At 67.2% G+C, this 13,429-nt stretch carries 10 protein-coding genes; 6 read left to right on the forward strand and 4 right to left on the reverse strand.

Translation table 11 applies throughout. The annotated features are described in order from the left end of the window. Nucleotides 1–149 precede the first annotated feature (149 nt). From B1C78_RS00810 to B1C78_RS00830, 5 genes are all read left to right on the forward strand, one after another. The gene (locus tag B1C78_RS00810; RefSeq protein ID WP_077277252.1) at nucleotides 150–1,001 is read left to right on the forward strand and encodes an inositol monophosphatase family protein; all 852 of its coding nucleotides are present in this window, start codon (nucleotides 150–152) and stop codon (nucleotides 999–1,001) included. Nucleotides 1,002–1,066: 65 nt separating this feature from the next. Further along, nucleotides 1,067–2,446, forward strand: coding sequence for an adenylate/guanylate cyclase domain-containing protein (locus B1C78_RS00815; RefSeq protein ID WP_245795253.1), 1,380 nt, complete (start codon nucleotides 1,067–1,069; stop codon nucleotides 2,444–2,446). Between the two features lie 238 nt (nucleotides 2,447–2,684). Further along, the gene (locus B1C78_RS00820) at nucleotides 2,685–4,724 is read left to right on the forward strand and encodes a sodium-translocating pyrophosphatase (RefSeq protein ID WP_077277254.1); all 2,040 of its coding nucleotides are present in this window, start codon (nucleotides 2,685–2,687) and stop codon (nucleotides 4,722–4,724) included. A gap of 346 nt (nucleotides 4,725–5,070) precedes the next feature. Continuing rightward, nucleotides 5,071–6,129, forward strand: coding sequence for a tetratricopeptide repeat protein (locus tag B1C78_RS00825; RefSeq protein ID WP_245795254.1), 1,059 nt, complete (start codon nucleotides 5,071–5,073; stop codon nucleotides 6,127–6,129). A 151-nt stretch (nucleotides 6,130–6,280) separates the two neighbouring features. Continuing rightward, the gene (locus B1C78_RS00830; protein ID WP_077277255.1) at nucleotides 6,281–7,483 is read left to right on the forward strand and encodes a TraB/GumN family protein; all 1,203 of its coding nucleotides are present in this window, start codon (nucleotides 6,281–6,283) and stop codon (nucleotides 7,481–7,483) included. Nucleotides 7,484–7,623: 140 nt separating this feature from the next. Here B1C78_RS00830 and B1C78_RS00835 read toward each other — a convergent pair whose 3' ends face one another. The 4 genes from B1C78_RS00835 to B1C78_RS00850 all read right to left on the reverse strand — a co-directional run bounded on the left by B1C78_RS00835 (nucleotide 7,624) and on the right by B1C78_RS00850 (nucleotide 10,842). Then, nucleotides 7,624–8,433 carry a pentapeptide repeat-containing protein gene (locus B1C78_RS00835; RefSeq protein WP_245795255.1) on the reverse strand — a complete coding sequence of 270 codons (810 nt, stop codon included), beginning with the start codon at nucleotides 8,431–8,433 and terminating at the stop codon, nucleotides 7,624–7,626. A 313-nt stretch (nucleotides 8,434–8,746) separates the two neighbouring features. Next, nucleotides 8,747–9,244 (reverse strand): Slp family lipoprotein, encoded by a 498-nt coding sequence (locus B1C78_RS00840; RefSeq protein ID WP_077277257.1) that lies wholly within the window; start codon nucleotides 9,242–9,244, stop codon nucleotides 8,747–8,749. A gap of 117 nt (nucleotides 9,245–9,361) precedes the next feature. Beyond that, nucleotides 9,362–9,934 (reverse strand): Slp family lipoprotein, encoded by a 573-nt coding sequence (locus B1C78_RS00845; RefSeq protein WP_139349759.1) that lies wholly within the window; start codon nucleotides 9,932–9,934, stop codon nucleotides 9,362–9,364. 56 nt (nucleotides 9,935–9,990) lie between these two features. Next, nucleotides 9,991–10,842, reverse strand: coding sequence for a dienelactone hydrolase family protein (locus tag B1C78_RS00850; RefSeq protein WP_077277258.1), 852 nt, complete (start codon nucleotides 10,840–10,842; stop codon nucleotides 9,991–9,993). A 100-nt stretch (nucleotides 10,843–10,942) separates the two neighbouring features. Here B1C78_RS00850 and hrpB point away from each other — a divergent pair, with 100 nt between their 5' ends. Further along, the gene (hrpB, locus tag B1C78_RS00855; protein WP_077277259.1) at nucleotides 10,943–13,420 is read left to right on the forward strand and encodes an ATP-dependent helicase HrpB; all 2,478 of its coding nucleotides are present in this window, start codon (nucleotides 10,943–10,945) and stop codon (nucleotides 13,418–13,420) included. Nucleotides 13,421–13,429 lie beyond the last annotated feature (9 nt).

Here is a 13,429-nt window from a genome sequence, read left to right on the forward strand (position 1 = left end):
CCTCACCCTGCCCTCTCCCTCAGGGAGAGGGCAGGGTGAGGGTGGTTTCACTTCCCAATTCCCACTTCTCACTTCCTGCCTCCCACTTCCCAATTCCGGCATCCGACTTCACAAGTCCTACCCCTCCATCCGGGTTAGAATCGCAGGTCATGACCACCACCGAACAATCCCTGCCCGATCTCGGCGCCGTCGCCGAACTGGTGCGTTCTACGGCCCGGGAAGAGCTGTTGCCGCGTTTCAACCGCGTCGGCCACACGGTCAAGGCGGATGGGTCCATCCTGACCGAGGCGGATCTGGCGGTGGACCGGCGCTTGCGCCGGGCGCTGGCAAGCCGCTGGCCGCACGTCGATTTTCTCAGCGAGGAGATGGACAGCACGGTGCAGCGCGGCCTTCTGGCGGACCAGTCCCGCCCGCTGTGGTGTCTGGATCCACTGGACGGGACCAGCAACTTTGCGGCCGGCCTGCCCCTGTTCGCCGTCTCCCTGGCCCTGTTGGTCGGGGGGCAGCCGCATCTGGCCGTTACCTACGATCCGGTGCGGGACGAATGCTTCAGTGCGGCCAGGGATCAGGGCGCCTGGCTGCACCACGGCGGCGTCGGGCAGACGCTTGACACACGCCGTTTCGACGTGCCCCTGGCCCGCAGCGTTGCCCTGGTGGACCTCAAGCGTCTGCCCCACGACCTGGCCGGACGCCTGGTTCACCGGCCGCCCTACGGATCCCAGCGCAACCTGGGCAGCTGCGCCCTTGAATGGGCCTGGCTCGCGGCCGGGCGCGGCCATGTGTACCTCCATGGCGGCCAGAAGGTGTGGGACCTGGCCGCGGGCATCCTGCTGTTGTCAGAGGCGGGCGGGCAGTGCGAGACCCTGGAGGGAGAAACCCTGTGCTGCCGCGGCACCGGGACCGTGTCCGCGGTCGCCGCACTGGATCCGGACCTGTTCCGTGCCTGGCGCGCATGGCTGCATGAGCCGGCGGCGGGCAAGGCGAGACGCTCCGTCTCATGAACAGTCGGGCACTTGGCAGACAGACGCATCCCGAAAGGCGATCAAGGCCGGCGGGCCACGTCCCCGTGGCCGTCAAGCTGGCCCTGGTCATCGCCGCCCTGGCCGTCGTGGTCATGGGAGCGCTGGGGGTCATTCTCCTGAATCAACACACACAGACCCTGCGCGCCCAGGCGGAGCGTTTTGGCGAAACCATGGCGCACCAGCTGGCCGGCGCCTCCGCCGAACTGGTGCTGGCCGAGGACCGGCTGGCCCTCGGCGCACTGGTCAACAACCTCGCGGCCAGCGAGGGTGTGCGCGGCGCTGCCATCTTCACGCTGGACGGCATCCCGCTGGCGGAAGCCGGCGTGCATCGCGTGAACCCGGCCAGCACTACGCCCTGGGGTCAGGGGGTCCGCTGGCGCCTGCCCGGGAGCGACGAGCCGGTGGCGTCCTGGCAGGTGCCGATCCGCTTCCAGGAACTGGAAGTGGGTCATGCCCGTGTCGCCCACAGCCTCGCGCCTCTGGAAGCGACCACGCGCCGCGCGGTATGGCTGCTGGTCAGCGCCACGCTGGTGATGGCCCTGCTGGCCAGCATCGCGGCCGGGGTGATCGGCAAGCGGCTGTCCAGACCCATCGACCACCTGATGGACGCCAGCCGCGCCATCGGCGCCGGCAACTATGGTTTCCGGTTCACCGAACGTCGCAACGACGAGATCGGCCATCTCATGGAATCGTTCAACGAGATGGCCCGGGGACTGCTGGAGAAATCCCAGGTGGAGGCCGCCCTGTCCCGCTATGTCTCGCCCGGCGTGGCACGCCAGATCCTCGCCAACCTGGAGCAGGTGCAACTGGGAGGCCGGCAGGTGGAGGGCACCGTGTTGTTCGCCGACATCGCCGGATTCACGGCCCTGTCCGAGCGCCTTTCACCCACCGAGGTGGCGGACCTGCTCAACGAGTACTTCGGCTACATCACGCGCATCGCCAGTGACTGCCACGGCAGCATCGACAAGTTCATCGGCGACTGCGCCATGGTGGTATTCGGTGCGACCGAACCGGACCCCGAGCATAGGCTGCACGGATTGACCTGCGCGCTCATGCTGCAGCGCCTCGTCATCCGGCTGAACGCCCGGCGCGAGACACCTGTGTCCTTTCGCATCGGTGTCAACAGCGGAACCATGCTGGCCGGCAATCTGGGGGCCAACGAACGCATGCAGTACACGGTGGTGGGTGACGCGGTCAATCTGGCCTCCCGGCTGATGGCACTGGCCGAGCCGGGCGAGATCGTGGTGCCCCAGGACATGGCCGATGATCCGCGTGTCGCACCCTGTATACTGAGCGCGCGCAGCGACGACATCCGTGTGCGCGGCCGGGAGGCCCCTGTGCGAACGTGTCGCATCCGTGCCGCGGGCGGCGATCCGGACCTGGATGCCCGCCTGGACGCCTTGCTGGATGAGATGGGGGCATGACCTTCGTCAATGCGCTCGACCCATACCGGGGCCATGCTTCGCCGGGGCCCGTCGCCTGATTCCCGGACGAACGCATCTCATCGGCACGCCGGTGGTGGAGCGGTACGGTCACGGTATACAGTAGGCCCGGACCCGGCACGCCCGTCCCGGCCGAATCCAGGAGGGTGGAGCCCGGCCCCGGGGCGGGAGTGCACTCCGGCCCCGGGACCGAAACATTCAACAAGAAAGGGGAGTCGTCATGTCCGCAGGACTTATCTTCGCCTTGGTCTGCGCCGTCGTAGCGATCATCTACGGCGCTGTCTCCGTGCAATGGATCCTTGCCAAGCCCGCTGGCTCCAGCCGCATGCAGGAGATCGCCGCCGCCATCCAGGAGGGCGCCTCCGCCTACCTGAACCGCCAGTACACCACCATCAGCATCGTCGGCATCGTGCTCTGCCTGCTGGTGGGTGCCTTCCTCGGGCTGGCCACCGCCATCGGATTCGCCATCGGCGCCATCTTCTCCGGACTGGCCGGCTACATCGGCATGCATATCTCGGTGCGCGCCAACGTGCGTACCGCAGAGGCGGCCAACCACGGGCTGGACTCCGCCATGCAGGTGGCCTTCCGCGGCGGCGCCATCACCGGCCTGCTGGTGGTGGGACTGGGCCTGCTGGGCGTGGCCGGCTACTACGCCATCCTGGTGGGCATGGGCGTCTCCATGGGGGATGCCATCCACGCCCTGGTGGGCCTGGCCTTCGGCGGTTCGCTGATCTCCATCTTCGCGCGACTGGGCGGTGGCATCTTTACCAAGGGCGCCGACGTGGGCGCGGACATCGTGGGCAAGGTGGAGGCCGGGATCCCCGAGGACGACCCGCGCAACCCCGCGGTGATTGCCGACAACGTGGGCGACAATGTGGGTGACTGCGCCGGCATGGCCGCCGACCTGTTCGAGACCTACGCGGTCACCGTGATCGCCACCATGCTGCTGGGCACCCTGCTGCTCACCGAGGCGGGCGAGGTGGCCGCCATCTACCCGCTGGTGCTGGGCGGCGTGTCCATCATCGCCTCGGTCATCGGCACCTTCTTCGTGCGCGTGCGCGAGGGGGGCAAGATCATGAATGCCCTCTACCGGGGCGTGATCGTCTCCGGCGTGCTCGCCGCAGTGGCCTTCTACCCCGTGACGCTCTGGATGGTGGGAGACACCTTCAGCATCGGCGGGGGCGAGTACATCAGCAGCATGAACCTGTACTTCGCCGCGCTGATCGGCCTCGCGCTGACCGGCTTCATGATGTGGATCACCGAGTATTACACCGGCACGCAGTTCTCACCGGTGCGCCGCATCGCGGAGGCGTCCACCACCGGCGACGGCACCAACGTGATCGCCGGCCTGGGCGTGTCCATGAAGGCCACCGCGGCACCGGTTCTGGCCGTGTGCCTTTCCATCTGGCTGTCCCACGAACTGGCGGGCCTGTACGGCATCGCCATCGCCGCCACCACCATGCTGTCCATGACCGGCATCATCGTGGCCCTGGATGCCTACGGGCCCATCACCGACAACGCCGGCGGCATTGCCGAGATGGCCGAGCTGGACGAGAAGGTGCGCAACGTCACCGACCCGCTGGATGCCGTGGGCAACACCACCAAGGCAGTGACCAAGGGCTACGCCATCGGCTCGGCCGGCCTGGGCGCCCTGGTGCTGTTCGCCGACTACACCCACGCCATGGGCGGCTCGGCGGCGGAGCTGATCAACTTCAGCCTCGACAATCACATGATCATCATCGGCCTGTTCATCGGCGGCCTGATCCCCTACCTCTTCGGCGCCCTTGCCATGGAGGCGGTGGGCCGGGCCGCGGGCGGCATCGTCAACGAAGTGCGGCGGCAGTTCCGAGAGATGCCGGGCATCATGGACCACACCCAGAAGCCCGACTACTCGAGAGCGGTGGACATGCTCACCCGCTCCGCCATCCGCGAGATGATCGTCCCCTCGCTGATTCCGGTGCTGGCACCGGTGCTGGTGGGCGTGTTGCTCGGCAAGGAGGCGCTCGGCGGCATGCTGATCGGCACCATCATCACCGGCATCTTCGTGGCCATTTCCATGACCGCCGGCGGCGGCGCCTGGGATAACGCCAAGAAGTACATCGAGGACGGAAATTACGGCGGCAAGGGCAGCGATGCCCACAAGGCGGCGGTCACCGGCGACACCGTGGGCGACCCCTACAAGGACACCGCCGGCCCGGCCATCAACCCGCTCATCAAGGTCATCAACATCGTGGCCCTGTTGATTGTGCCGCTGTTGTAGGGCGGTTTTTATAACCACGAAGCGCACGAAGGACACGAAGGGGAATGATTGCTATCAGGGTTTCGCCAGCGGTGAGCCGAGGCGCCTGCTTGCAGCCCTGGTAGCACATTCCGAATGAAAAACCGGTCTCTCGCAAAGACGCGAAGCGCGCGAAGAAGAAACCAAGAACAAGATAATATCTTGAAGTTCTTTGCGTGCTTCGCGTCTTTGCGAGAGGACAGCCTTTATGATGCATTCGAAGCCACCTTCAGCCAAAGCCGTTCGGTAGTCCCCGCCTCGTAGCCACGGGGACGGCGTATGATTCAAACTGTGACCTGGACCATTCGCTGCCCCGGGAACGATTCGCTTGAAGCTTGTCCTGACCATCACATTACTGCTCCTGCTGGGCGGCTGTGCCGCGCTGGCGCCGCTGCTTGATGAGGAAGGGCCCGAGCGGGTGGAGGAGCTGACTGAGGCCGGCGAGTACGGGCGTGCCCTGGCCGCGCTGGAGCGCCTGATCGAACGTGATCCGGACAACGCCAGGCTGCTGTCCCAGCGCGAGTACCTGCGCCGCCGTGCGGGACAGTTCGAACAGGGCATTCTCATCGAAGCCGCAGCCTATCTGCGGGTGGAGGACTGGGCCCGTGCCCGGGAACGCTACCAGCACGGATTGAGCGTGCTGCCGGACAGCGAAGCCCTGCAGTCGGCCTACGAGGCCTTTGAGGTGCAGCGCCAGCACCACGTGCGCGCCCTGCGCATGCGGCTGCTGCTGGCCCGGGCGCACGGGCTGATCCGCGAACGACCCATGATCGAGGAACTCCACCGGCTCTCTCCCGGCAACTACCGGGCGCGCCAGCAACACCAGCGCGTGGAACGGGAAGCCCGGGAACTGGCGGCGGACCTCATGGAACTGGGCGAGGCGGCACTGGATGCCGACGACCCGCTGCTGGCCGTGGAGGCCCTGACGCTGGCCCATGCGCTCGCCCCCTTGAACGAGAGCGCCCGGCGCCTGGAGGAGGCGGAGGCCGCCCGGCAGGCCCGCCTTGAGGTGCTGCAGGCCCAGCCGATCGTTGATCCCCGGGACGACGAGACCTGGACCGAGCAGGACCAGGCCCTGCTGGACAGATATCACGCGGCCCTGCGCGGTGGAGACCTGGTACTGGCCCGGCAGCTGCTGGACGGTCTGTCCCGGCGCCACCCGGACAACGAGGACCTGCGTCGCCTGCGCCCCGGCCTGAACCGCGCCATCGATACCCGCGTCAGCGCCGGACTGGAGCGCGGCCTGCGCCTCTATGCCCAGGGTCGCATCCGCGAAGCCCTTGACGTCTGGCGCCCCCTGACAGCCCTGGCCCCGGAGCACCGCGAACTGGGCGCCCACGTGGAACGCGCGGAACGGGTGCTGAGGCGACTGGAGGAACTTCAGTGAAAGGATGAAGGATGAAGGATGAATGAAACCAGCCCTATTTTTGATTGCTGAGTGCTGAGTGCTGAGTGCTGAATGCTGCATTCAGCCTTCATCCTTGGTTTCCCCCGCCCCGCCTGCTAATGTGCCGCCTCTACAACCGCTGACCCCTTCGATGTCCAATCTCACCAACCAAGAGCCCCGGTTCACCGTCCAGGTGGGCGACACCTTCATTACGGTGTTGGGGACGGCCCACGTCTCGCGGGCTTCCGCAGAGGCCGTGGAGACCCTGATCCGCAGCGGCGAGTATGACGCGGTGGCGGTAGAGCTGTGCCCCAGCCGGCACAATGCCATCGTGCGGCCCGACGACCTGGCGCGCATGGACCTCTTCCAGGTGCTGCGTCAGGGCAAGGTGCCCATGGTCACCGCAAGCCTCGCCCTGGGCGCCTACCAGCAGCGCCTGGCCGAGCAGTTCGGCATCGAACCGGGCGCGGAGATGCGCTCTGCTATCCGCGAGGCCCAGGCCGATCACCTGCCCGTCCTGCTCATTGACCGTGAGGTGGGGGTCACGCTGAAGCGTTGCTATCGCAACGTGCCGTGGTGGCAACGGTTCGGGCTGTTCGGTGGTCTGCTGGCCGGCCTCATGAGCAAGGAAAAGATCACCGAGGAGGAAATCGAGCGCCTCAAGGAGGGGGATATCCTGGAGTCCACCTTCAACCAGTTCGCCCAGCAATCCCAGGCGCTGTTCCAGCCGCTGATCGCCGAACGGGACCGCTACATGGCGGCCCGGCTACGCCAGGAGGCCGCACAGGGCGGCTACCGGCATATCCTGGCCGTGGTCGGCGCGGGGCACCTCAAGGGAATCCGGGAGAACCTGGAGGCCGAGTGCACCGACTCTCCCCAGGCAGTGATCCGTTCTCTGGACCAGGAACCGCCGCCGGCACGATGGCCGAAGGTCCTGCCCTGGGTGATCGTGGTGCTGGTGCTGACCGGCTTCGCCATCGGTTTTTCACGCAACCCGGAACTGGGCTGGCAGCTGGTCCTGGACTGGGTGCTGATCAACGGCGGGCTGGCCGCCACCGGTGCCGTGATCGCGGCGGCGCACCCGGTGACGGTGGTCAGCGCCGCGCTGGCCGCCCCCCTGACCTCACTCAACCCCACCATCGGGGTCGGCTTTGTGGCGGCCGGCGTGGAAACCCTGGTGCGAAAGCCCAGCGTGGGGGATTTCGCCCGGCTCAAGCAGGACACCAGTCACCCGGGCGGCTGGTGGCGAAACCGCGTGTCACGGATCCTGCTGGTATTCATCCTCACCACCATCGGCTCGGCTGTCGGCACCTATGTGGCGGGTTTCAGGATCTTCGAACGTCTGGTTGGATAAAGGCGATTCAAAATTCAAGATTCAAAATTCAAAATTCAAAATTCAAGATTCAAGATTCAAAGGGGTACGTGCCAATTCCTGGCGCAAGTGATTCCGGGGGTTTCCACTTTGAATTTTGAATTTTGAATCTTGAATTCGCTTCACAAACATTCCCCCACCGACCCATCCGCACACACCCGGCCGTCTATCCACATGGCGCGGCTCAGCTGTACCTCTTGCAGGTCCACCCCGTCCATCAAGGAACCGCGCAGGTCCGCGTAGCTGAGATTGGCGCCGGCCAGGCGGGCGCCTTCCAGGCGGGTTTCCTGCAGGATGGCGCCCACGAGCGAGGCGCGGCTCAGGTCCGTGTGACTCAGGTCGGCGCGCCGCATGTCCGCGTAGTCAAGGTCCGCCTCCCGGAGCCGGGCGCCCGACAGGTGGGCCGCCATGAAGTCGGTGCTCATGAGCACCGATCCTGACAGGTCCACGCCGCGCAGATCCAGCCCGCTCTTGCGGCAGTAACTCCAGTTCACGCCGGGGGCCGCCGGAGCCATGCAGTCCGGCTCGGCCACCGCCTCGCGGCCCCCGTCGCCCTGGAACATGAGCAGCCCGAGCACCAGGGCCACCGCCACGCCTGCCACCACCCAGGGGACCGATCCGGGAGCCTGCTCGCGGGGCTCCGCCTGGGTGAGGCGTTCCCGCTGGATTCGGTGATGCACCAGTTCCGCGGGCTCAGGGGCCCGCCGCTCCGTTCTGCGCCGATCAGCGGTCGGCGCTTCCTCCCCTTCGCGGCGATTGAGGGACTTGCGCTCGTCCTCGCGCAGCCGTGCGCGCAGGCGTGCCTCGCGGCCTTCCGCATCGTCCGGCAGCAGCAGTTCGGGCGGCACCAGTTCCGGGTAGTCAGAAATGGGCCACCAGTTCTCCCGGTCCGTGCTCACCTCGTCATGAAGGTCCAGGCGTCCGAGAATCAAGTACCTTGACACCAGACCGGAGGGATACGGCCCGCTCACCGCCCCGCGGCGGCGTGTGAACCACAACTGGTGTTCCGAGCCCGACTGTACCATGGCCCTATTAGAGCAGTGGCGGAGGAGCAGTGGCTAGTCTCAAGTGGCAAGTGGCAAGGGAAACCACTCCCTGGCCTTGCGGCAATTGACCCCCTCACCCGCTTGCGCGGGGAGGGTTGGGGAGGGGCGCCGGGCCTCCTGGAAACCTCCTCCACCCTGGCCCTTCCCCATGAGGCGGAGGAAATGACCGGGCTAGGTATCAGTCACTTCTCGTCAGCGCTCAGCGGGTGAAGATCACGCCCACCCCGATATGAAACCGGGTGCGGCTGTCGCGATCCGCGTGGCGGTCCCACGGCCAGAGGTGGATGTCGTCCGCATGCACCACGGGGTAGACATAGGGTGCCTCACCCACCTGACCGTCCACGTTCTCGCCCAGACGCCCGGTGACCGTCACCCGCCTTCCCTGACGGTAATCCACTTCCTCCAGGTAGCCGGGCTGGCGCACCAGAAAGCGGCCCTGGGCCGTCCTGCTCGTGTCGGGCCGCTGGGCGCCGCCGAGCGGATAACCCAGCACTTCCATCTCGGTGTAATCGGGCAGATTGCGGGTGGCCACGATCATGCCGCCCCAGATCACCCGGGCGCCCGTGTACACGCCGGGGCTGGCGGCCACCTCGGCCGGCACGAGATCCACGGCCACGCCTTCGGTTTCGTAGCGCGGCCCGGTTGCGCAGCCGTACAGCAGCGCCAGGGAGAGGGTCAGGATGATCAGATAACGCATGGGATGCTCCGCAATAACGAGGTTCAAGATTCAAAATTCAAAGTTCAATGGGCAGATGGTGGCGCCGGGGTTTTCGCCTTTGAATCTTGAATCTTGAATCTTGAACCTCGACCAACCCTACCAGCGGCGCCACGGATCGTGGAAGGGATGATAGGGGTGCCACGGACGATAATAGGGGTGGTACGGATACCAGGGATCGTACCACCACGGTGAATAGTACGGCTCGCGGATGGGCTCGCGGACAGCCCACAGGTAGTGCATATCCACGTCAACGCGCACGTAGGGATACGGGAACTCACCCACGGTGCGCGGTTCCAGGCCAGCCACCGTGCCCGTCACGGTGATCTCACGGCCCGGCGCAAAGACGGCGGGATCGAGGAACCCGTCCACCCGCGCCAGAAAACGCCCCTGCGTGGCATCGGTGAGCTGCGGCCGCCCGCCGCGGGCAAGCGGCCGGGACACGACCTCCAACAAGGTATCCTCGGCGCGGTTCGTTACCGCGGCGATCACCCCGCCCCACCGCACGGTGACCCCCTCAAAGCGTGCCTCGTCGGCACGTACCTCATTCGGCTGGGGCTGACTCGGCGGGGCCTGGCGGATGGGCTCGGGTACCGGGCTGGCGCAGCCGGCCAGGCCCAGCAGGATGATCAGCAGGCCCGCAAGCAGGCCGGGGTTAAGGCGTTCCATCATGACCGGTTGGACCGCTCGGCCGGCTGCGGATTCCATCCTTCAGTGGGGCCCGCGTCTCATTCCAGGTGTTGGCGCATGAACCGTGCGGCGCGCTGCACCGCGTCCTTCGCCGCCAGGTCATCGGCGAATGTGCGCACCTCGGTGGGTCGGAAGTCGAACGCGCGCCCGACACCCGGGTATACCACCAATTGCGCCGGCCTGTCCCGATTGCGCAGCGCCGTGATGGACATCTCGATACCCCGCTTGCGCTGATACTGCTCGTGCTCCCCCACGAACACCAGCGTGGGAAGGGTCAGATCGTCCACCTCCGACGCATAGCGATACACCTGCATGGGCTCCGGCGCGTTGGGATCCTGCATGTGCGGATAATAGGACACGTAGCACGCCAGATCCCGCTCCTGGCGTTCGAAGGTCACGGCCACCTTCAGCGCGTAGTATCCGCCCCGGGTGTGCGAGTACACGCACGCCCGGCTGCTGCTGATGTCGTCCCGGGCCAGCAGGAAATCCAAACCGAGATTAAGATCCTCCTCCAGCACGTAGTCATGCTCGATGGGCATGGCACTGATGAATCGACCGGTGTAGAGATCCGGGGCCACCACCACGAAACCGCGTGCGGCCAGTCGGGTCACCAGGGGTTCGGTCAGGTTATCGAGCCCGCGCCGGCCGTGCGCGAACAGGACGGCCGGATACTTCCGATCGTCATCGGGCCGGGCGATCATGACGGGGACTTCCACATCACCGGACAGGTAGCTGTCCCGGGTCACCGCCACGGCGTGATTCTCCGGAATCGCCAATTCTCCCCGTTCCCACCAGGCGTCATCCCACCAGTCGTGCATCTCCCCGGCCTGGGTCGCGGCCATGCCTGCGAAAAGGCAACCCACGAACAGCCAGCCTGTGATCCTGCGCATGACAACTCCTCCGGGGCTGACGGCCCCTGTTATGATGGCGTTAATGGCACGCCCCTTGCCGGGCGCAAAGTCCCCAACTCTAGCAAGTCCGCTTATCGGAATGCGAATAACCACCCCGCCGCTGCCGGTCGAGGATTGCCTCCCCGGCCTCCTTCAAGCACTTGAAACAAAAGGCCTCGCTGTCCTCCAGGCACCACCCGGTGCGGGCAAGACGACCCGCGTGCCGCTGGCCCTGCTGGAAGCGGTTCACACCGGGCGGCTGGGCGGCCCGGGGATCCTCATGCTGGAACCCCGCCGCCTCGCCGCGCGGGCAGCCGCCCGACGCCTGGCCTGGCATCTGGGTGAGAAACCGGGGCATACCATCGGGCTGACCACCCGGCTCGATCGCGTCGGAGGACCCGACACCCGGGTGGAGGTGGTCACCGAAGGCATCCTGACCCGGCGCCTGCAGCGCGACCCGGCCCTGCAAGACATAGGCATCGTGATCTTTGACGAGTTCCACGAACGCAGCCTTCAGGCGGACCTCGGGCTGGCCCTGTGCCTGCATGCCCGCCAGCTGCTGCGCCCCGACCTGGGCATTCTCGTCATGTCGGCCACCCTGGACACGGCTGGCGTGGCCGCCCTGCTTGGCGGTGCGCCGGTGATCGAGAGCCGGGGACGCAGCTTTCCGGTGGACATCCGCTACGGCGGCCCGGCACCGGACGCACGCAGCATTGCAGCGCCCGTGACGCAGGCCGTGCGGGCCGCGCTGACCGAACAATCCGGCAGCATCCTGGTGTTTCTGCCCGGACAGCGGGAGATCGAGGCCACCGCCCGGGCCCTGGAGGCCCAGGCTGACTCGTCCACCCATATCCTCCCCCTTTACGGACAACTTGCGCCCGAGGCGCAGGATGCAGCCATCCGGCCGGCGCCGCCGGGGCAACGCAAGGTGGTGCTGGCCACGGACATCGCCGAGACCAGTCTCACCATCGAGGGTATCCGCGTGGTGGTGGATGCCGGCTTTGCCCGCAAGCCCGTCTTCGACCCGCGTACCGGACTGACACGCCTGGAGACCGTGCCCATCAGCCGGGCGAGCGCGGATCAGCGTTGCGGGCGGGCCGGACGACTGGAGCCCGGCGTCTGCATCCGGCTCTGGTCCGAGGAGGCCCATGCCCGGCTGCCGGCCCGGACCACGCCCGAGATCCTGAGCGCCGATCTGGCGCCGCTGGCACTGACACTCGCCTGCTGGGGCGCCGACGCCGATGAACTGGCCTGGCTCGATCCGCCGCCGGCGGCCGCCCTCTCCCAGGCCCACGACCTGCTGCGCGACCTGGGCGCATTGGATGCTGCCGGCCGGCCCACCGCCCACGGCAGGGCCCTGGAGGCACTGGGCACCCACCCCCGCCTCGCTCACATGCTCCTTCGCGCCAGGGATCTGGGCCTCGGGCGCACGGCCTGCGTCCTCACCGCCCTCCTGGAGGAACGGGATCCGCTGCCCGCCGGGGCGGGGGCGGACCTGCGTCTGAGGATGCGCCTGGCGGCCGGAGACCGGTCGGGACCGGGCGTGGCGCAGGGCGCACTCAGGCGCATCCGCACCCTCGCGGCACGTCGGGCGGGACAGCTGGAACTGGACCCCCGGGAGGCCGTGGACGCAGACAGCACGGGCCTGCTGCTGGCACTGGCCTATCCGGATCGCATTGCGCTGCGTCGTGAAGGCATCGATGGTCGTTTCCTGCTTTCCGGGGGTCGTGGCGCACGCATGCGCGAGGGTGAGGATCTGCAAGCCTGCGAATGCCTGGTCGCCGCCGTGCTCGACGACACCGGACGCGACGCGCTGATCCGGCTCGCCGCGCCCCTGGAGCGCAGCCGTCTGGAGGACGAACTGGCCGGCTCGATCACCGAGGAAGACATCCTGGCATGGGATGAGTCAATCCAGGGGGTGGTGGCACAGCGGGCACGTCGCCTCGGCGCCCTGCGCCTGGGCAGCCGCCCGCTGCAGGCGGCCGACCCCCAGGCGGTCACGGACCTTCTCGTCCAGGCCATCCACGACCGGGGCCTGCGCTGCCTGCCCTGGGCCCCGGACAGCGAGCGCCTGCGCCAGCGCATGGCCTTCGCCCGCGTCCTGGAGCCCGAAGGCGGCTGGCCGGACGTCTCGAACGAGGCGCTACTGAATGGCCTGGCGGACTGGCTCGGCCCGTCTATGGCCGGTATGAGCCGACTGGACCATCTGGCCCGGCTGGACCTGGTGGCGGCGCTGCAGGGGCTGCTGGACTGGCGTCAGCTCAAGCGGTTGGACGCCATCGCACCCACCCATCTGACGGTACCCAGCGGCTCACGCCTGCGCATCGATTACAGCGACCCGCACGCGCCGGTCCTGGCGGTGCGCATCCAGGAAATCTTCGGTTTGATGGAGACGCCCCGGGTGGGTGACGGCCGTGTGCCGCTCACCCTGCACCTGCTCTCCCCCGCCCGGCGCCCCGTGCAGGTAACCCGCGACCTCGCGGGATTCTGGGCCCGCACCTATGCGGAGGTGAAAAAGGATCTGAAGGGCCGGTATCCCAAGCACCACTGGCCGGATGATCCGGTGGGGAAAGGATGAAGGATGAAG

This window comes from Thioalkalivibrio denitrificans, assembly GCF_002000365.1.
Taxonomy (GTDB): Bacteria; Pseudomonadota; Gammaproteobacteria; order Ectothiorhodospirales; family Ectothiorhodospiraceae; genus Thioalkalivibrio_A; species Thioalkalivibrio_A denitrificans.